Source organism: Bacillus sp. V3B (assembly GCF_024494465.1).
Taxonomy (GTDB): domain Bacteria; phylum Bacillota; class Bacilli; order Bacillales; family Cytobacillaceae; genus Bacillus_BD.
Window position 1 is genome coordinate 33127 of sequence record NZ_JAETXM010000015.1, and the last position, 18553, is coordinate 51679.

The 18553-nt window shown below is 35.0% G+C and carries 17 protein-coding genes and 3 pseudogenes; 13 read left to right on the forward strand and 7 right to left on the reverse strand.

All coding sequences use genetic code 11. From position 1 onward, the window contains the following. Positions 1 to 545: 545 nt before the first annotated feature. The 11 genes and pseudogenes from JMM81_RS15675 to JMM81_RS15725 all read left to right on the forward strand — a co-directional run bounded on the left by JMM81_RS15675 (position 546) and on the right by JMM81_RS15725 (position 6387). Entirely contained in the window at positions 546 to 809 is a 264-nt protein-coding gene (locus JMM81_RS15675) for a metal-sensitive transcriptional regulator (RefSeq protein WP_256242500.1), read from the forward strand. 87 nt (positions 810 to 896) lie between these two features. Continuing rightward, a pseudogene (locus JMM81_RS15680) lies at positions 897 to 1007 on the forward strand (DsrE/DsrF/DrsH-like family protein); the annotation flags it as partial. A 64-nt stretch (positions 1008 to 1071) separates the two neighbouring features. Next, positions 1072 to 1413 carry a rhodanese-like domain-containing protein gene (locus JMM81_RS15685; RefSeq protein ID WP_256242501.1) on the forward strand — a complete coding sequence of 114 codons (342 nt, stop codon included), beginning with the start codon at positions 1072 to 1074 and terminating at the stop codon, positions 1411 to 1413. 14 nt (positions 1414 to 1427) lie between these two features. Then, positions 1428 to 1724, forward strand: a complete 297-nt coding sequence (locus tag JMM81_RS15690) for a rhodanese-like domain-containing protein (protein ID WP_256242502.1) — start codon at positions 1428 to 1430, stop codon at positions 1722 to 1724. A 54-nt stretch (positions 1725 to 1778) separates the two neighbouring features. Next, on the forward strand, positions 1779 to 2324 hold the full coding sequence (locus tag JMM81_RS15695; RefSeq protein ID WP_256242503.1) for a sulfurtransferase TusA family protein: 546 nt from the start codon (positions 1779 to 1781) through the stop codon (positions 2322 to 2324). 42 nt (positions 2325 to 2366) lie between these two features. Then, positions 2367 to 2612, forward strand: a pseudogene (locus JMM81_RS15700) (glutaredoxin family protein). Further along, positions 2612 to 3007 (forward strand): DsrE/DsrF/DrsH-like family protein, encoded by a 396-nt coding sequence (locus JMM81_RS15705; protein ID WP_256242504.1) that lies wholly within the window; start codon positions 2612 to 2614, stop codon positions 3005 to 3007. The pseudogene JMM81_RS15700 and the gene JMM81_RS15705 overlap by 1 nt, the downstream one beginning before the upstream one ends. A gap of 52 nt (positions 3008 to 3059) precedes the next feature. After that, positions 3060 to 4193: an MBL fold metallo-hydrolase gene (locus JMM81_RS15710; protein ID WP_256242505.1), complete on the forward strand. Its 1134-nt coding sequence runs from the start codon at positions 3060 to 3062 to the stop codon at positions 4191 to 4193. Between the two features lie 122 nt (positions 4194 to 4315). Next, positions 4316 to 4543, forward strand: a complete 228-nt coding sequence (locus tag JMM81_RS15715; protein ID WP_256242506.1) for a sulfurtransferase TusA family protein — start codon at positions 4316 to 4318, stop codon at positions 4541 to 4543. A 229-nt stretch (positions 4544 to 4772) separates the two neighbouring features. Next, positions 4773 to 5213, forward strand: a pseudogene (locus tag JMM81_RS15720) (recombinase family protein); the annotation flags it as partial. A 601-nt stretch (positions 5214 to 5814) separates the two neighbouring features. Then, positions 5815 to 6387 carry a class I SAM-dependent methyltransferase gene (locus JMM81_RS15725; protein WP_256242507.1) on the forward strand — a complete coding sequence of 191 codons (573 nt, stop codon included), beginning with the start codon at positions 5815 to 5817 and terminating at the stop codon, positions 6385 to 6387. A gap of 125 nt (positions 6388 to 6512) precedes the next feature. Here the strand turns inward: JMM81_RS15725 and JMM81_RS15730 are convergent, their stop codons facing one another. The 7 genes from JMM81_RS15730 to JMM81_RS15760 form a co-directional block, all read right to left on the reverse strand. Then, on the reverse strand, positions 6513 to 7358 hold the full coding sequence (locus JMM81_RS15730; RefSeq protein ID WP_256242508.1) for a DegV family protein: 846 nt from the start codon (positions 7356 to 7358) through the stop codon (positions 6513 to 6515). Between the two features lie 353 nt (positions 7359 to 7711). Continuing rightward, complete coding sequence (locus JMM81_RS15735) at positions 7712 to 7930, reverse strand: hypothetical protein (RefSeq protein ID WP_256242510.1); 219 nt, start codon at positions 7928 to 7930, stop codon at positions 7712 to 7714. 864 nt (positions 7931 to 8794) lie between these two features. After that, on the reverse strand, positions 8795 to 9571 hold the full coding sequence (locus tag JMM81_RS15740) for a hypothetical protein (protein WP_256242511.1): 777 nt from the start codon (positions 9569 to 9571) through the stop codon (positions 8795 to 8797). Positions 9572 to 9771: 200 nt separating this feature from the next. Further along, positions 9772 to 12213 carry a DNA topoisomerase IV subunit A gene (parC, locus tag JMM81_RS15745; protein ID WP_256242512.1) on the reverse strand — a complete coding sequence of 814 codons (2442 nt, stop codon included), beginning with the start codon at positions 12211 to 12213 and terminating at the stop codon, positions 9772 to 9774. Further along, positions 12210 to 14189, reverse strand: a complete 1980-nt coding sequence (parE, locus tag JMM81_RS15750) for a DNA topoisomerase IV subunit B (RefSeq protein WP_256242513.1) — start codon at positions 14187 to 14189, stop codon at positions 12210 to 12212. The genes parC and parE overlap by 4 nt, the downstream gene beginning before the upstream one ends. 632 nt (positions 14190 to 14821) lie before the next feature. Then, positions 14822 to 15235 carry a CoA-binding protein gene (locus JMM81_RS15755; protein ID WP_305367826.1) on the reverse strand — a complete coding sequence of 138 codons (414 nt, stop codon included), beginning with the start codon at positions 15233 to 15235 and terminating at the stop codon, positions 14822 to 14824. Positions 15236 to 15380: 145 nt separating this feature from the next. Beyond that, positions 15381 to 17102, reverse strand: coding sequence for a glycosyl hydrolase family 18 protein (locus JMM81_RS15760; protein ID WP_256242514.1), 1722 nt, complete (start codon positions 17100 to 17102; stop codon positions 15381 to 15383). Between the two features lie 326 nt (positions 17103 to 17428). On the opposite strand from JMM81_RS15760, the gene plsY reads away from it, so the two are divergent. Both plsY and JMM81_RS15770 read left to right on the forward strand, forming a co-directional pair. After that, positions 17429 to 18016, forward strand: coding sequence for a glycerol-3-phosphate 1-O-acyltransferase PlsY (gene plsY / locus JMM81_RS15765; protein WP_256242515.1), 588 nt, complete (start codon positions 17429 to 17431; stop codon positions 18014 to 18016). A 199-nt stretch (positions 18017 to 18215) separates the two neighbouring features. Next, positions 18216 to 18461 (forward strand): hypothetical protein, encoded by a 246-nt coding sequence (locus tag JMM81_RS15770; protein ID WP_256242516.1) that lies wholly within the window; start codon positions 18216 to 18218, stop codon positions 18459 to 18461. The last annotated feature ends 92 nt before the right edge of the window (positions 18462 to 18553 follow it).

Below are 18553 nucleotides of genomic sequence, written 5' to 3' on the forward strand. Positions count from 1 at the left end.
TACTCCTCAGTAGACGGCATTTATCAACCACCTTCAATATATAAGTATTGATCTACCCACTGTATTATTTAACTTCATTCAGCAGAAGTCCTCCACTTCTGTAAGTGGGGGATGAATGCAAAAAGCTCTCTGATTCAGTGGGGGTTCAAACCCCGACTGAATGAAGTTAAGCCTCCGGCGGATGCCTCGGATTTTTTAAAGGTCATTTATCGAGCGAGCTCGATAAAAATCCGGGCGCAAATTCGGCGGGGCGAATTTGATTTTAGTTGACATTATACCCATATAGGTATAATGTAGAACTTGTTAATGTTGTTCCTTTTATCGGCAAAGGGACAATCAATATTCCAACTGCCTATCTTAAGAGAAACTTTAATGAATTTCCAAACATGTAGTTGTATCAGGCATACTCGAAAAAAATATTGGAATACGCTTTTTAAGACAAAGGGGTTTTCGGGTCGTGGATATAGAATTGCTGATCATAACAAATTACCCTTTAAGGAAAACTTTTTAAAAATAGAAACGAATGGTTAAAGGGAGGTAAGGACATGGATTATAATGATCAAATTAAAAATAGAGTAAAACGGGTTGAAGGACAGTTAAGAGGAATTTTAAGAATGATGGAAGAAAATAAGGACTGCAAAGAAGTCATCACCCAGTTATCTGCAGCAAGAACAGCCATTGATCGTACAATTGGGGTTATGGTTAGTTCTAATTTAGTGGAATGTGTACGTAATGCAGAGCAAATTGGTGAAAAGAATACAGAAGAACTAGTAAAAGAAGCCGTAAATCTGCTTGTGAAAAGTAGATAAAATAAAAGGGTTGACACCCTCTTTTATTTTAGTTATCATCATACCCATAGGGGTAACGGTAAAATGTTAAATGAGGAGTGATAAAACATGGATTTATTAGGACTACAAAAAGAAGAGATTTTGGATAATATCGAATATGCAGGGGTTGCTGCGTATTTAGCTGATGCAGAAGATGGTAACGTGAACTTATTTATCTAAATCAGTTAGGGGAAATTTCCCGTTCATGAAGGAGGGACTAGGTTTGTAATATCTAAGTTATTTAGTGATTGCACTTTTCCTATTCTTTATCATAAATCGAATAATCCCGGCCAAAGGTGTTAGACAGATTTCAACATCAGATCTAAAAAATGAATTAAAAGATAAGAATAAACAATTTGTCGATGTCCGAACTCCAGGGGAATTTAAGGGGAATAGTATTAGAGGATTTAAACATCTCCCACTTCATCAGCTTGCACAAAAAGCAGAGAAGGAGCTGTCAAAAGACAAAGAAGTAATTGTCATTTGTCAAAGTGGAATGAGAAGTCAAAAGGCTAGTAAAATGCTTGAAAAATTAGGATTTACAAAAGTAACGAATGTAAAGGGCGGTATGAGCCTCTGGAGATAAAGGGAGGAAAAAGAATGAAGCAATTAACTGCAAAAGAAGTAGAAATCTTACTATTAGAAGGTAAACCATTAAACTTAATTGATGTTCGTGAAGTAGATGAAGTTGAGACTGGAAAAATTCCAGGAGCAATTCATATTCCACTAGGATTATTAGAATTCCGAATGCATGAATTAGGTAAGGCTAAAGAATATATTATGGTTTGTCGGTCTGGTGCACGAAGTGGTCGGGCATCTCAATTTCTTGAAAGTCATGGATTTAATGTGATTAATATGTCAGGCGGGATGCTTGCATGGGAAGGCGAAACTAAGTAAATTTTTTAAATTAACATAATACCATTGGGGGTAAAAATAGGAGGCTTTTATATTATGGAATCATTAAAAACAGACTTTTTATTAGATGTAAAAGGGTTTGCTTGCCCAATGCCAATCGTGAAAACAAAAAAGGCAATGAATGATTTACAAGCTGGTCAGGTCTTGGAAGTTCAAGCCACAGATAAAGGGTCAAAAGCTGATATTCAAGCTTGGGCGAACAGTGCTGGTCATCAGTATCTTGGGACAATCGAAGAAGGAGAAGTACTAAAACATTATCTAAGAAAATCATCTAATGATGGTTTAATTGAAAGAAAACATCCCAATGTAACTAGCAATGAAGAACTTGAAAAGAAGCTAGATGCTAATGAAAACATCGTGGTTCTTGATGTAAGAGAATCAGCTGAATATGCATTTAACCATATTCCTAATGCTATTTCTATTCCGTTAGGAGAACTGGAAGAGCGTCTAAGCCAATTAAACACAGATGATGAAATTTATGTGGTATGCCGAACAGGAAACCGCAGTGATCTTGCTTCTCAAAAATTAGCTGAAAAGGGTTTTGCTAATGTGATTAATGTAGTTCCAGGCATGAGTGCTTGAACAGGAAAAACGGAAACTTTAAACAAATAGGAGGTTATTAATATGAACACAGTGACAGTCTATACTACTACACATTGCCCATATTGTGTTATGCTAAAGAATTTTTTAGTAGATCAAAATATTCCTTTCAAAGAGATAAATGTTGAAACCAAACCAGAGATAATGAACTAACTTGTAAACAAAACAGGGCAAATGGGAGTGCCGCAAACAGAAGTTAATGGTAAGTGGGTTATTGGCTATGATCCAAATAATATTATGTTGGCATTAAAAACTAGGAGGAATGAGTAATGAGTAAAAAAGTAGCAATCATCGCAAGTAATGGTGGATTATTTGATGCATATAAAGTGTTTAATATTGCAACAGCAGCTGCAGCGACAGATCAAGAAGTAGCTATTTTCTTTACATTTGAAGGGTTAAACTTAATTCATAAAGATGCATACAAGCAGCTTCCTATGCCAGAGGGTAAAGAACACTTTGCAGAAGACTTTGCAAAAGCTAACGTGCCAGCAATCCCTGAGTTAGTGGAAATGGCACAAGATTTAGGAGTTAAATTTATTGGTTGCCAAATGACAATGGATGTTATGGGATTAGAAAAAGAAGCTTTTGTAGATGGCATCGAAGTCGGTGGAGCAGTAACATTTTTAGAGTTTGCAAAAGACGCGGATGTAACATTAACATTCTAATCAACTTACAAAAATTTTTTAACTATAATAATACCTAAGGGGGTAATTCATAATGGCAGTACGTAAAATGTTAGCAAAAGAAGTAACGGATAAGGTGTTAAATAAAGAAAACTTATTTATTTTAGATGTTCGTAATGTGAGTGATTTTAACGATTGGAAAATTGAAGGTGAAAACTTCGAGTATTTAAATATTCCATATTTTGAATTACTTGATGGAGTTGAAGGGATTTTGTCAAAACTTCCATCAGATAAAGAAATTTTAGTCGTATGTGCAAAAGAAGGTTCATCTATGATGGTAGCGGAAATGCTTTCTGATGAAGGAATTGATACAGCTTACTTAAGCGGTGGGATGAAGTCCTGGAGTGAGCATTTATATAAAGCGAAAGTTTATGAAGATGAAGATATTAAAGTTTATCAATTTGTACGAGAAGGGAAAGGTTGTTTATCTTATATGGTTGTTTCAGATGATGAAGCATTAATCGTAGATCCAGCACGTTTTGTGGATGAGTATATTGAAGCTGCAAAAGAAGAGGGAGCAAAAATAACCCATATTGTTGATTCACATCTACATGCAGATCACATTTCCGGCGGTAAAGAATTAGCAGATAAAACAGGTGCTTCGTACTACCTTATGAAAAGTGAAGGTGCAATCTTTGATTTCAAACCGTTTGAAGAACACGAGAAAATTAAATTTAAAAATATTGAATTAGAAGTGCTTGCAGTGAAAACACCTGGACACACACCAGGAAGTGTATCATTTTTTGTAAATAAAAAATTATTATTCTCTGGTGATACTATTTTCGTAAGCGGGCTAGGTCGCCCTGACTTAGGAAATAAAGTAAGAGAATGGGCAAACGACTTATATAACACTGTATTTAATAAAGTATCTGAAATTGCAGATGATGTGATCGTATTGCCAGCACATTATGCTAACTTTGACGAAGAGATGAATGCTGAAGGTTACATTGGGGATACGTTAGGAAACATCCGTACACGTAATGAGAAAATGTTCAATGCAACAAGAGAAGATTTCTTAAACGATGTTGAAAAATCAGCAAGTTCTGTAAAACCACCTAACTTTGAAGAAATTATTATGATTAACCGTGGTGTTCAAGAAGCCGATGTTGAAAGAAAGCAAGAATTAGAAATTGGTCCAAACCGTTGTGCAGTACATCATACGGACTGATCTTCATAAGCATGTCATGCGCTTAAGAAGAATCCTGTACTGAAGGACAGAGTCCGGGTACGGTTAGAGGAAATTTTACAGTCAAGTTTAACAGAATTCAAAAAATATGGAGGGTACAACAAATGAATGTCAATAAAATTTTAGACGCAAAAGGTTTAGCTTGTCCGATGCCTATTATAAAAACGAAAAAAGCAATGAATGAATTAGCATCAGGAGAAGTTTTAGAGATCCATGCAACTGATAAAGGGGCTAAAAATGACCTGACAGCTTGGGCAAAATCTGGTGGTCATGAATTTCTAAAAGTTCAAGAGGATAACGGTATATTTAAGTTTTGGATAAAAAAAGGTTGAGGGTATCATCAGGATACCCTTTTCTTAAAAAGAAATATATATTAATTCACTTATAGGATTACCAAACTATCGAATTAAACTAGTAAAAATTATATCTTTATTAGTTTGTAGGATTTAATACTCTCCTTAATAATGTAAAAAAGTACCCTATTCATTTCCGGATAATTCGTTTCAAGGAAACAAAAAAGAGGTGAATATTGTGGGAAATCATACTACATATAATGGCCCTTTGGATGAACTTCTTTCCAAGATTGCTACTGATGATACCTTAGTTGTGACTAGAATGGATCGTCTTGGTCGAAATACTGTTCAGTTGTTGTAGCTGGTTGAACAACTCCGTGAAAGAAACATACATTTTGTTATCCTAAACTTAGGAATTGATAGAAGAACACCTACTGGTAAATTCTTTTTAACTGTTATGGCTGCATTTAGTGAGCTAGATCGAGAAATGATTAAAGAAAAGCAGCGTTCGGGGATTAAGTTGGCTAAGCAAAAGGGCGAATATCGAGGAAGGGTAGAAAAATATACAGATAAACACCCAGGAATGAACCATGCCATTGAATTACGAAAGACAACAGATAAAACTGTAAAGGAGATTTGCGCTATTACAGGGGTTAGTCAGGCAGCGTTTTATCGCAAGCTAAAGGAAATAGAGGAAAAAGGGGTATAATAATTGGAAATCATTTCATATGTGTCCCCTCAATCCCCGAATCGTTTCCGTACCCCTTTAGAAATAAATTGTTGGTTGGCTTACTTGAACAAGCCTTTATGTACGTAGTAAAACATAAGCATTGAAAGTAGGTCAATCGACATTTACATACTGGGTTGAGAGTAGATGCTCATGAAAGTTTTGTATCACTATTTCCAAAAAAAAATTTGATTATATTAAAATAATTTTTAATAGGTCATAACTCGTAATTTTTAGCATTTAAGTCGAATTTAGCTATATTAATATAAAAAATAATCATCATACAAGGAAATGAAAAAGTGGCCATCTATACAAGTAACCCAAACTTATTGTAACAAGAGTTCATTACGTACATGACTGATTTATTTATCCTAACAGCTGGCCAATTAAAAACTCAGACAGTTGGCGGAGTTATTTCCGTCTTTTTGATATCTACAGTATTTAATGCGGTTGATGGCTTTCGTAAGTCTAGACTTCGTTAAATATTGAGGAGCATAAAGGGGAATAGGTATAATAGAAATAAAAATTTGATCGTAGCTTACTTACATGTAAAATATGATCGATAATCCAAAGGAGCTCAAAAATGGATCCAAAAAGGAAATGGAATAGTAAATACAGTGATCGTCTTCATCATTTAGATGAACCAGCTCCAAATATTAGGTTAAAGAACCTTTCAGCGTATCTAAACGGAGGTTCTGCTTTTGATCTTGCTTGTGGTCTTGGTGGAAATAGTCTGTTCCTCGCACAATTAAACTATCAAGTTCAAGCATTCGATATATCTGACGTGGCTGTGGACTTTTTAAAAAATCAAGCAGTAAAAAAACAGCTCTCCATCCATACTCATCTATGCGACCTGACAGAATGGCATAAACTGAATTTAAACAAGGCTTCATTTGATCTTGTTGTCGTTACGTATTATCTTGATCGTTCAATATTCCCTTTTATTAAATCAGTCATTAAGGATAATGGGTATTTTTTCATGGAAACGTACTATTTGTCCCCGCAAAACGAGGATCAAGGAGTGTCCAATCAATATAAGTTAAGATCTAAAGAGTTACTTTCTGTATTTGGAGATTGGAAAGTTCTTTATTATGAGGAAAACGAACAAGAAGGGTGGCAAACTATTTTTTGTCAGAAATGCTCATCCCGATTGTGAGTAATTCATCGGTTACCCACAATATAGAACGAAACAGAAAAACCCCTTAATTAAATAAGGGATTTTTCTGTTTCGTTTTATTTAATTTTAGATGGATTAACATAACAAAGGTCAATAAATATCAATTATTCTCTAAACCAGGTAAGCGCAATTGTACCTGCTCCAGCATGAACCCCAATAGCAGAACCTAATGGACCAATTACAATTTCAATATTAGGGGATAGGGAACGGATTTGTTCTTGAACATTAAGTGCTTCTTGTGCAGCGCTTCCTTCTAAGATAAAAACCGTTTTCACATGCATTCCTTGTTCTAAATCACTTTTCAAACGAGAAACCATATAGGATAATGCTTTCTTTTGCGAACGTACTTTTTCATGAGGGATTAGTTTCCCTTCTTGAAACGTAAGAATAGGCTTGATTTGAAGAAGACTTCCCATCATCATTTGCAGAGCGCTAACACGCCCACCTTTATGTAACTGTTCTAATGAACCGACCATCACATAAAGTTGATTGGATCCATACATAGTTCTTAGTTTATTCGCTACCTCAGCAGGGGAAACCCCTTGATCAATCATTTCCTGACCTTTTGTGATCATATAACTCATAGGCATAGAAATAAGCTTAGAATCCACTAATTCAAGAGGAAAATCCGCGATGTCAGCCGCTTGTTTCGAAGCGTTAGCGGTTCCACTGAGTTCGGATGATACATGTATGGCGATGCCTAAATCATATTCTTTTTTCAGTTCTTCATAAAGTGTAACTAAATCTCCCATCGCAGGTTGTGAAGATTTGGGCAGGTTACGAGAAGAAGTAAGTTTTTGATAAAACTCTTCTTCTGTAATATCGACTCTATCTTTATACATTTCGCTATCAAAAGAAATGCCCATTGGCACAACAAAGATATTATGTCGTCTCGCAAATTCAGGTTCTATATAACACGTACTATCAGTGACCCAAGCAATTTTTTTCATATGATTCCCCCTTAATACTTTATCAAGAATATGGACATCTTTAGTTTAAGTTTTTATATAATAGTTAATTCTAACATTTGATAAAAATACCTGTTTAAATTAGAAATTAAACGGATAATCTCTGTGAAAGTCGCCATCATAGATACAAGAAAGACGAGGAGTCTAACTAGGCTCCTCGTCTTTAGCTTTGCCTTTCATAAGCGATACTTTAATGCCAACTTTATTTAATATAGTATTTATTTGTTATTTATCCGTTATTTTTCATTTTAGCGAAATTAAATTATATTGATAGACTCTAATACGAGAAGAATACGAGACTTTCAGCAAAAGTGAAATAGGGGGATAAATAAAAGTTATCGTTTTTTCTTTTTAAGATCTTTTGATAGGGGCTGATTTTTAATAACTTTTTCAAAAATTACATGTACATGAACTAGATCTTCTTTCATCATCTTAACACTTGCAACTTTTCCTTTGCGACCTTTAATTTTTATATTCTCATCCACAGAAGAAATATGGTTTTGCAATCGACTTAATACTAAAGTATTATTTTCAAAAAAATGAATGGTAACCATCTTTTGATCTCTCCTCATTATTCCAATTTATTCACGAAAAGGGGGATAAGATGTTTTTATCAAGAAATTCATCATCTCTTTATAAAATATTAAGCGAAACTTAGATTTAGACCGAAGTTTATATGAGATTTTTTTCGATATGATGGAATCACTAAGAAAATTAAAAAAGACCTTGAAGGATTAGGGATATCGGCCAATAAGTCTTTAACCGTTCCATTTCCAGATGTACCGCAAGAATTCCTACCATCATTTGTAAGAGGAGTGATTGATGGGGGTGGGTAGATAATGAAGGGTGTACTATGAATATAACTACTGGCAGCAAACTATTTGTAGAAAGATTACTAATTCTTTTGCAATCATGGGATCTTTGTACTGCAATTACTCAAGAAATCTCTCAAGTAGGAAACCCTATTTATCGTATATGGATTAAAGGGAAAAGTAATTTATCGTGCTTAGCTGCAATTATTTATAAGTATGAAATCGGAATTTATATTAACTATAAAAGAATTAATATATCTCAACACTCGAAAGAACAGATGTTAACTTTAGAACGAATGTGAGCCAATCCATACTGTAGCAATCGAAAATGATATTCACATTAATTATTTAATTGAAAATGGATTACAAACAGTTTTTTTTTTCTTTTTCTAGTTTACATAATATATATTATACGAACCAATTTTAAAAACCGGTTTTTTGTCTCAATATAAAAGTAAACTTATAATAGTGAGACAAAATAAAAAATATTGATGGATTCTTGTTTTATGTATTGAATGGTTTTTCATTTGGCGAGTTCATACTTTTTTATAAGAAATAATTCCTCAAGTACTTGAGGAATTATTTCTTATTGTATAGTTACTTTTTCTAATTTTGTTCTCGTTCTATTACTTTTGTACGAATAAGATTCCATTTTTCATTTTCGTAATACCATGTAGATTCAATAAAAGCAATTCCATCTGCATGATAAGCGCCACTTATTTGTTGAACTCCTTTTAACCCATTGGAGTCATTCTTTATGATAACCGGCTTTAATGTACTATATGGATCGACCATGAGCTCTCTTGGTTCATTTAATTTTCCTTTTTGATACAGCCCCAAGCGTTCATACTCTTTTTTTCGACTCATTACATCAAAAGTAACCGATTCTCCTGTATTATCAATCGTTATGATTGCTTTATAATCATCTTGAAATTCACTTGTAATCATAAGTGGATCAGGGGCACCAATTTCTTTTAATTGAAAATCTTTTAACGTGTATAGAAAGTAATTCGATATCCCACCGCTTCCACCGGTTGGAATACTAATAAACATATCTGCTAAGCCATCTTGATTTAAATCCACAAACTCGAGCGTGGGATCAAACCCACTGTCTAATCTAGTTTTATAAGTTTGACCATTCGTTGCTATAATCTCTAAATAAATGTCTTTGAAATACGAACTCCCTTCTTCATATCGAATTCCTTTTATTTCAATGGTATCAGGTTTCCCATCCCCTGAAACGTCCACTTCTTGTTTGATGATGGTATTTATTTTTTTAATATTCTTATCTTTATTTTCATTTTCAACTGCATATGCTCCTGTAATGGCATTCAAAGATAAGAAAAAAAGCGCTAACAAAGCTAAACCGAATTCCTTTTTCATAATTGAATCCTCCTTTGTGAATTACATTAAATATTATGTCCATTAATGGAAAAATAATGTAAAAAAACCTCTTCTTTTTTAATCAAGAAAAGGTTTTTTTTACATTATTATTTAACTAAAAATTCATATCAGCTTTTATTTCAACACATTAGTAAAAAATAGAACATCCTTTAGTATTTAACGATTCTAACTTTTGCCTATTACGAATCCGTTGAAGAATTATTTTCTTTCAGTTTCCAAATTGATTTCGCTTTTCCGTTATCATTTTCATCAAATAAGAATGAACCATTTGAATAGCGATCATTATAACGTAAATCAGCGGCAGCAACTGTTTCAATCATTCCTTTTTCTGTTTCAATGAAAATGGTATCATGATTGTTTGCAAACACAAATCCAACAACATGATGTGGGTTTGCTTTCAACTCTCTTAAAATAACAACGCCACGTTTTGCACGAGATGTGATTTCGAATTCACTTAATTTCATCCTTTTAACAGATCCTCTTTGTGTAACAATTACAACGGAAGGATTACTGTCAGTAGCCTTTATTTTTCCACTTGTAACAAAGTCATTTTCTTTTAAGTTAATTCCTTTTACACCTGCAGCCCTGACACCAATTGTGCTTACTTCATCTTCTTTAAACCAAAGTGCATAGCCCAAATAGGTTGTCATAAATAACTCTTTCGTTCCATCTGTTTCATGTACAGCAATGACTTCATCATCGCCTTTTACATTGATAGCAACAAGGGATTTAGAACGTCGCTGTGCTTTGTAATGTTTTAACTCTGTCTTTTTGACCATTCCATTTTTTGTGACAAACAATAGATAGGCTTCTTTCTCAAATTCCTCTACCGGTATAGCCGTAATAATCGATTCATCACGATCAATTGGAATAATATTGGAAATATGTTGACCAATATCCTTCCAACGTATATCAGGTAATTCATGGACCGGACAGTACAGATAGTTTCCTTTATTTGTAAAAAGAAGTACAACATCGGTTGTATTCACATCAAGCTTCTCTATAATTCGATCTGAATCCTTCATACCGAAATCTTGTCCATTTGAAGCAGAATAAGAACGTTGGCTTGTTCGTTTCACATACCCTTCTTTCGTAACGGTCACAATAACATCTTCACTAGCAACTAATACTTCAAGATTAATCTTAATCTCTTCAATTTCAGCTTCAATTTTTGTCTTTCTTCCATCTACAAAGCGCTTTTGCACATCTCTCAATTCTTTTTTTATAACAGAGAAAAGCTTCTTCTCACTACTTAAAATAGCCGTTAACTCATCAATTTTCTTTCTTAATTCTTCTGCTTCGGCTCTTAATGCTGTAATATCTGTATTGGTTAAACGATATAATTGCAAGGATACAATGGCTTCTGCCTGCGGCTCGGTAAATTGATACCCGGCAATCAAATTATTTTTGGCATCACGTTTATCTTTTGAGGCACGAATCGTAGCAATGACTTCATCTAAAATAGATAGTGCCTTCATTAATCCTTCAACAATATGGGCACGCTCACTTGCTTTTTGTAAATCGAACTCAGATCTTCTTGTAACGACCTCTTTTTGATGAGCAATATAAGCATCTAACAATTCACGAAGTCCCATTAATCTAGGACGTTTATTATAGATAGCAACCATATTAAAATGATAGGAAACTTGCAGATCACTATTTTTATATAAATAGTTTAATACACCTTCAGCGTCTGCTTCTTTTTTTAGTTCAACGACAATTCGTAATCCCGTACGATCCGTTTCGTCACGCACTTCCGCTATCCCTTCTACTTTTCGATCAAAGCGAAATTCATCTATCTTCTTTACCAAATTCGCTTTATTCACTTCATAAGGAATTTCGGTAATAACAATTTGCTGTTTGCCACCGCGAATCGTTTCAAACTCTGATTTTCCTCGAACAATAACTTTACCTTTTCCTGATTCATACGCTTTTTTGATGCCATCAATCCCCTGAATAATTCCACCTGTTGGGAAATCTGGTCCTTTGACAAATTCCATCAAATCGTCGACCGTACAATCAGAATGATCCATTCGATGGATAACCGCATCAATGACCTCACCAAGATGGTGTGGAGGAATTTCAGTCGCATAGCCTGCAGATATACCCGTTGAACCGTTCACAAGCAAATTTGGGTACATAGCAGGTAATACAGTTGGTTCACTTGACGTATCATCAAAGTTTGGCACAAATTCCACTGTTTCTTTATCAATATCACGTAAAAGAACCGAGGAGATGGCCGAAAGTCTTGCTTCTGTGTAACGCATCGCAGCAGGAGGATCACCGTCGACACTTCCGTTATTCCCGTGCATTTCTACGAGAACATTACGCACTTTCCAATCCTGACTCATCCGTACCATGGCTTCATAAACGGAGGAATCACCATGAGGATGGTAGTTACCAATGACATTTCCGACCGTCTTTGCTGATTTTCGGAATCCCTTTTCATATGTATTTCCCTCTACATGCATAGCATATAAAATTCGGCGTTGGACGGGTTTTAAACCATCACGCGCATCAGGAAGTGCACGTTCTTGAATGATATACTTACTATATCGACCAAATCGATCACCAATAACATCTTCTAAGGGGAGATCACGAAACGTTTCAATAGAACTCATGATGGCTCAACCTCCTCTGTCACTGAAATATTCTCATTTTCGAGAATACTATCACCTTCTTCTTCCAATCCGAATTTCACATTTGATTCAATCCATTTCCGGCGTGGTTCTACTTTATCACCCATAAGCGTTGTCACTCTCCGTTCTGCACGAGCTATATCATCGATTCGAACGCGGATTAATGTTCTTGTTTCTGGATTCATCGTTGTATCCCACAACTGATCAGCATTCATTTCCCCGAGTCCTTTATATCGTTGCAGTATATGGCCCTTTCCTACTTTTTTGATCGTATCCTGAAGATCATCGTCACTCCAAGCATATTCAATGACTTCTTTTTTACCTGTACCTTTACTAACTTTATAAAGCGGTGGAAGAGCAATAAAGACTTTTCCTGCTTCAATCAGTGGTTTCATATAACGATAAAAGAATGTTAACAACAGAACTTGAATATGAGCACCATCTGTATCAGCATCCGTCATAATAATTACTTTATCATAGTTGACGTCTTCAACTTGGAAGTCTGTGCCAACACCCGCTCCAATTGTATGGATGATCGTATTAATTTCTTCATTCTTAAAAATATCAGATAGTTTTGCTTTTTCGGTGTTAATCACTTTTCCCCGTAATGGCAATACTGCTTGAAATCTTCGATCACGGCCCTGTTTAGCTGAGCCACCAGCAGAATCTCCTTCGACTAAATAGAGTTCATTTTTTTGTGGATTTCGTGATTGAGCAGGCGTCAGTTTTCCCGATAGAATCTCTGACCGTTTTCGTTTCTTTCCACTTCGCGCATCTTCACGCGCTTTTCTTGCTGCTTCACGTGCTTGGTACGCTTTAATGGATTTTTTAATTAAAAGTGTACTAATATCAGGGTTTTCACCGAAAAAATAAGATAAATGTTCAGAAACAACCGAATCAACAGCAGATCGAGCCTCGCTTGTCCCAAGCTTCCCCTTTGTCTGCCCTTCAAATTGGAGCAACTCTTCTGGAACACGAACAGAAATAATAGCTGAAAATCCTTCTCTCACATCTGATCCGTCTAAATTTTTATCTTTTTCTTTTAATAGATTCACTTTACGCGCATATTCATTAAAAACCCGTGTAACAGCTGTTCTTAATCCAGCTTCATGTGTGCCGCCGTCTTTTGTGCGGACATTATTAACGAATGATAGTAGATTTTCAGCATAACCATCATTAAACTGAAAAGCAAAATCGACTTCAATACCATTTTGTTCACCCTCAAAACTAATGACAGGTGAAAGAACATCTTTTTCTTCATTTAAATATTCCACAAATGCTTCTAATCCGTTTTCATAATGGTAGCTATCATGAACATCGTTACGTTCATCAAAAATATCTATTTTTACACCTTTTAAGAGAAAGGCTGATTCACGAAGACGTTCACAAAGTGTTTCATAATTATAGCTAGTTGTTGAAAAAATAGTAGGATCTGGTTTGAAGTGTATGGTCGTTCCCGTTTGATTGGTCTTCCCTTTTCTCTCTAATGTTGTAACAGGTTTCCCACCCTTTTCAAAACGTTGCTCATATACACCACCGTCCCGTTTAATGGTCACAACGAGCCATTCTGATAGGGCATTCACAACAGATGCACCAACACCATGCAAGCCACCACTTGTTTTATAACCACCTTGACCAAATTTCCCACCTGCATGAAGGATGGTTAAAATAACTTCTGTCGTTGGTTTACCAATTTTATGCATTCCTGTTGGCATTCCTCGTCCTTTATCTTGGACACTAATCGAATTGTCTTTATGTATTTTGACAATAATGTGATTACCAAAACCGGCTAATACTTCATCAACTGAATTATCTACAATTTCGTATACGAGATGATGCAGTCCTCGAGAATCTGTACTTCCGATATACATTCCTGGACGCTTACGTACAGCTTCAAGTCCTTCCAGTACTTGTATAGCATCATCATTATAGTCAAATAACTCTTGGTTTCTAGCCACGAACATACCCCTTTCATTTCTATAAAAAGAACTAAATTGCGTGTTTTCACGTCTCTAATTGATTTGCGTTTCATTCATACTTTTATCGAACAGCTGTGAGTTGAATTTGTTACTAAAAGGGATCATCCTCTAAATCGTTACTCTTTTTTGTTTGATAGATATCTCTATTCTACCGTTCATCTATGTGAATGAACATGATAATCATAACAAAGCTTGTTCATTAGCTATTAGTATTATTTTATAATGACTGTTCTGATACAAAGAACAAACGTTCCTCGTGTAATCATAACATATTAAACTGAAACGTCTACGTATTATTTTATCGATTTATTTTTATTTGGCAAATTGGAATTTATATAAGAGTAGAAAATAGACTAATTATTGCCTATTTGAGGTAGTGATTGTTTACAAAAAGGAACAAGATAGCTTATGCTTAAAAAGGGAAAAGCATGTACCCTTAGATTGGTACATGCCTGATGATCATTTCTTAACATACAAGCCTACTAAATACACCACAGTGCTATAAAAGCAAGCGATTTTCATTCATGCATTTGTTCAGCTTTTATAACTTTCCTTTTTCTATGACAACGCTGGACTCATTTATCCGCTTCTAGTCAGGAATGAACAACCATTTATTTTGTCATAGCATGTTCTACTTTAATACAGCGGTCCATGATGACAGTATAGCCTTTTTCTTTTAAAAATTGGTATGCTTCTTCGTTTTCAAGACCTTGTTGAGCCCAAAAGATATCTGCATCCATTTCAGCAAATTCCTTTGCTACTTCGGGTAAAAATTCCGAACGTCTAAAAACGTTTACAATATCTACATGTCCTTCTATTTCCTTTAAGCTAGAAACCGCTTTTACACCAAGAATTTCAGCAGCTGTCGGGTTTACAGGAATGATTTCATAACCAGCATTTTGCATCGCTTGTGAGACCATGTAAGAAGTACGATCTGGTTTATCACTTAAGCCAACAACCGCAATACGTTTTGCTTTTTTCAAAATGTCACGAATTTCATCTCTTGTCGGATTTTCAATTGCCATTTGAATCCCTCCATATTACAAATATTTTATAGATATGACGATCATATCCAATTGAATTAAGTGTATCATAGTGTGTCCATAATCAGAACTTATTTGCTATAGAAAAGAGGAATCCATTCTAATAATGAATTCCTCCTTTTACCATTTATTCGTTTTGTGCCACTTGTTTATTTTCCAATGACAAGGCTAACCAAGCTGTTTCATCAGCAAAATAACGAGACCAACTAGCAACACCTTTTAAATTATATTTTAATGCGAGATCTGCGCGTTTTTGTAATGACAGCTCATCTTCCAACCAAATGCGATAGGTAGATTTCGTATCGGGATCATAGTACTCTGCATAGTTTTGACCACTGATTTCATCATATTGCGGTGTTAAACTATTCGCTGCTAACCATTCCTTTACTGTGTCCATTGATAAGGCATGTGATGATAGTTCACCCGTTTCTTTTTCTTCCCATAAACGAGCATACAACGGAACTCCAAGAATTAATTTTTTGTTGGGTACTACTTCCAACAGTCTCTGTAAATTTTGTTCAACCCATGGAAAACTCGCAACACTTCCTGCTTCTGGCGATGTTGCCCAGTGCTCGTCATAGGCCATTACGACTAAATAGTCAACTGTTTCTGCCAATTTCTCTCTCTCATAAAAAGCAGACCAATTCCCAGTTGTAATAAACGTAATATCCATTGAAACAATCAAGCTAGCTTCATGGAAATAGGGCGTTGCCTCTCTTACGAATTGTGTAACAAGTGGACCATCTTCCTCTCTTACATTCTCAATATCAAGGTTAATCCCATCTAACTGATACATTTGACTGTAATGAAGAAGTTGACGAATGATCTTTTGGCGTGTTTCAAAATGTTTCAATGTTTCATGCGTAAGATCAGGATCGAATGCATTTGAAAATAATCCCCAAACTTGATACCCTTTCTCTTTTGCCCAGTTTACATAATCAAGAGAACCTAAATTTTTAATCGATCCATCTGATCCACTTAGTTCAAACCAAGTTGGTGATACAACATTGACTCCCGGCATCTCCGGGATAGCCGTTGTATCTGGGTTATACGTGTAAACCGCTTCCCACGTTAAGTGAATTGGACCATCAATCTGTGGAGGTACCACTTCATTCTGTTCATCTTTAATTTGAACCGTCTCTGTTTTACCTTCTGTTACATATTTTTTATTCAAGTAACCAACGGTTCCGTCCTCTTTACGAATAGAATAAAATTCTTCTTCCACTTTTTCGATCAAGACCTCTTCACCATCGGTGGTTTGAGCGGTATAGGGAGATTGGAGACTAGGTTCTGTTCTTAAGCGTAGTTTTTCTTCATGTATATCTTTAGCATTTATCGTCCCATATGTCTTTTCTGTCCCATCCTTTATAATCTCAACTGCATTTGTTTCCGGTAAGATGGCGTACTCCATATCATAGTATGCAAGAATCTCATCCAGAGCGATATAGAGCTCTCTATTTTGATCCTTTAAAACAGGCATTTGTAATTGGACTGGCTCTTCATTCACAAAATAGGTAAGTGATTCTGTCGGCATCTGAACAACTTTATTACTGGTTGTAATGATCATTGAATTTGATTTTTCGTCAAAAAAAAGTTGTTCATCAATTTGATTTTTCATAAAGGTTAGTGGTAAATAAATCATGTCGCTATCCATCAAGGCGTTTCCTGCCTGTTGCCCATTATATAAAATAGGATTCTCCCCATCAAAATAATCCACTTTTTCTTTTGATGCAAAAGGATAAAAAATGAATAGAATACTAGATATAATAAGGATTAATGCAAATACTAACCCACCTAGTATCCAACTTTTTGTGATGTTTTTTTGTTTCTGATAAACTACATTTGCCATTTAATCTACTCCTCCTCTATCCTATCCTATCGAAATGTAACAAGGTTGAAAAGAAGTATTCATAAACCAAATAAGACCAGCGTTATTTTAAAAGTTAAATTCCCTTCATCCCTTCATAACAAAATAAACTAGTTTACTAACTATGTTTTCCCTTTACTTCAATCAATTCATTGGAAATGATTAAAGCACACACGAAAATTTTATTGTCTGCCAATGGTTTCTTACGGTGATTACATGGTAAAATATTTACGAACTTTTTTATCCCTTTGTTTGAAAGGTCATTTAGAATTAACAAGGACTATTTAGTAAAGAAAAGGAGCGTTTACATGTTTGTGTACGGAATGATTATCATACTGGCTTATTTAATTGGGTCAATCCCTTCAGGTTTAATTATTGGGAAAAAATTTTTTGGAGTCGATATTCGCCATCATGGGAGCGGTAATTTAGGCGGAACAAATACATTTCGTGTCCTAGGTGTAAAAGCAGGACTCACGGTCACGATTGCTGATATTTTAAAAGGGACACTCGCTGCAGCACTTCCGCTTTTCTTTCAATCAGATATGCATATATTACTAGCAGGGATTTTTGCTGTAATTGGTCATACATATCCTATTTTTGCGAGCTTTAGAGGTGGAAAAGCCGTTGCTACTTCTGCAGGTGTTTTACTATGCTATGCACCACTCATGTTTCTCATTATGATCGCGGGTTTCTTTGCCTGTTTATACATGACAAAATATGTTTCTTTATCCTCCATGTTTGGTGGACTTGTTGCATTTATCTATTCGATTATGCAGGATGATCTCCCACTAATCATTGTCGTAACCATTCTAGTAGGGTTTGTTATCTATAGGCATAGAGCAAATATTAAGCGAATCATTAATAAAACAGAGCCAAAAGTGAAATGGCTAGGATAAGAATAAGAAGCTGAAATCATATAGGCAAAACAAAAACGCAAGTTTGGTTATAAACTTGCGTTTTTGTTTTGCCTATATGCTGTTCATTTATTTGTCAAAAATTTGATGTTGTTAAAAAATAGACATAATATAGTGAAAAAAACAAAGTTAATTGCTATAAAATAAAAATAAAAGATCATACACATTGGAGGTTTTAAAATTGGGAAAAACAGCGATAAAGGATCAAAACTATATGTTCTCAACATCGGTTGACCCATCTAGTAATCAAGATGAGTTTCTAATTGAATTGTTTTCTTATTCAGAAGATGAACACGATGATAAACACTCAGCATCAGAACCGAAAAGAGTAATTCATAACTTTGATGAATTAATTTCTTTCTTTGGAGATTTCGATCAAGATAAGATTCGTGAATTATACAAGGACCCATTAACCGGTACAAAATAAATAGATCACGATCCTATTTATGATAAATAGGGTTCTTTTTTTCGCTATTTTTAAATTTTAATTAAGTGAAAACGACCTTTTCCGATTGTATC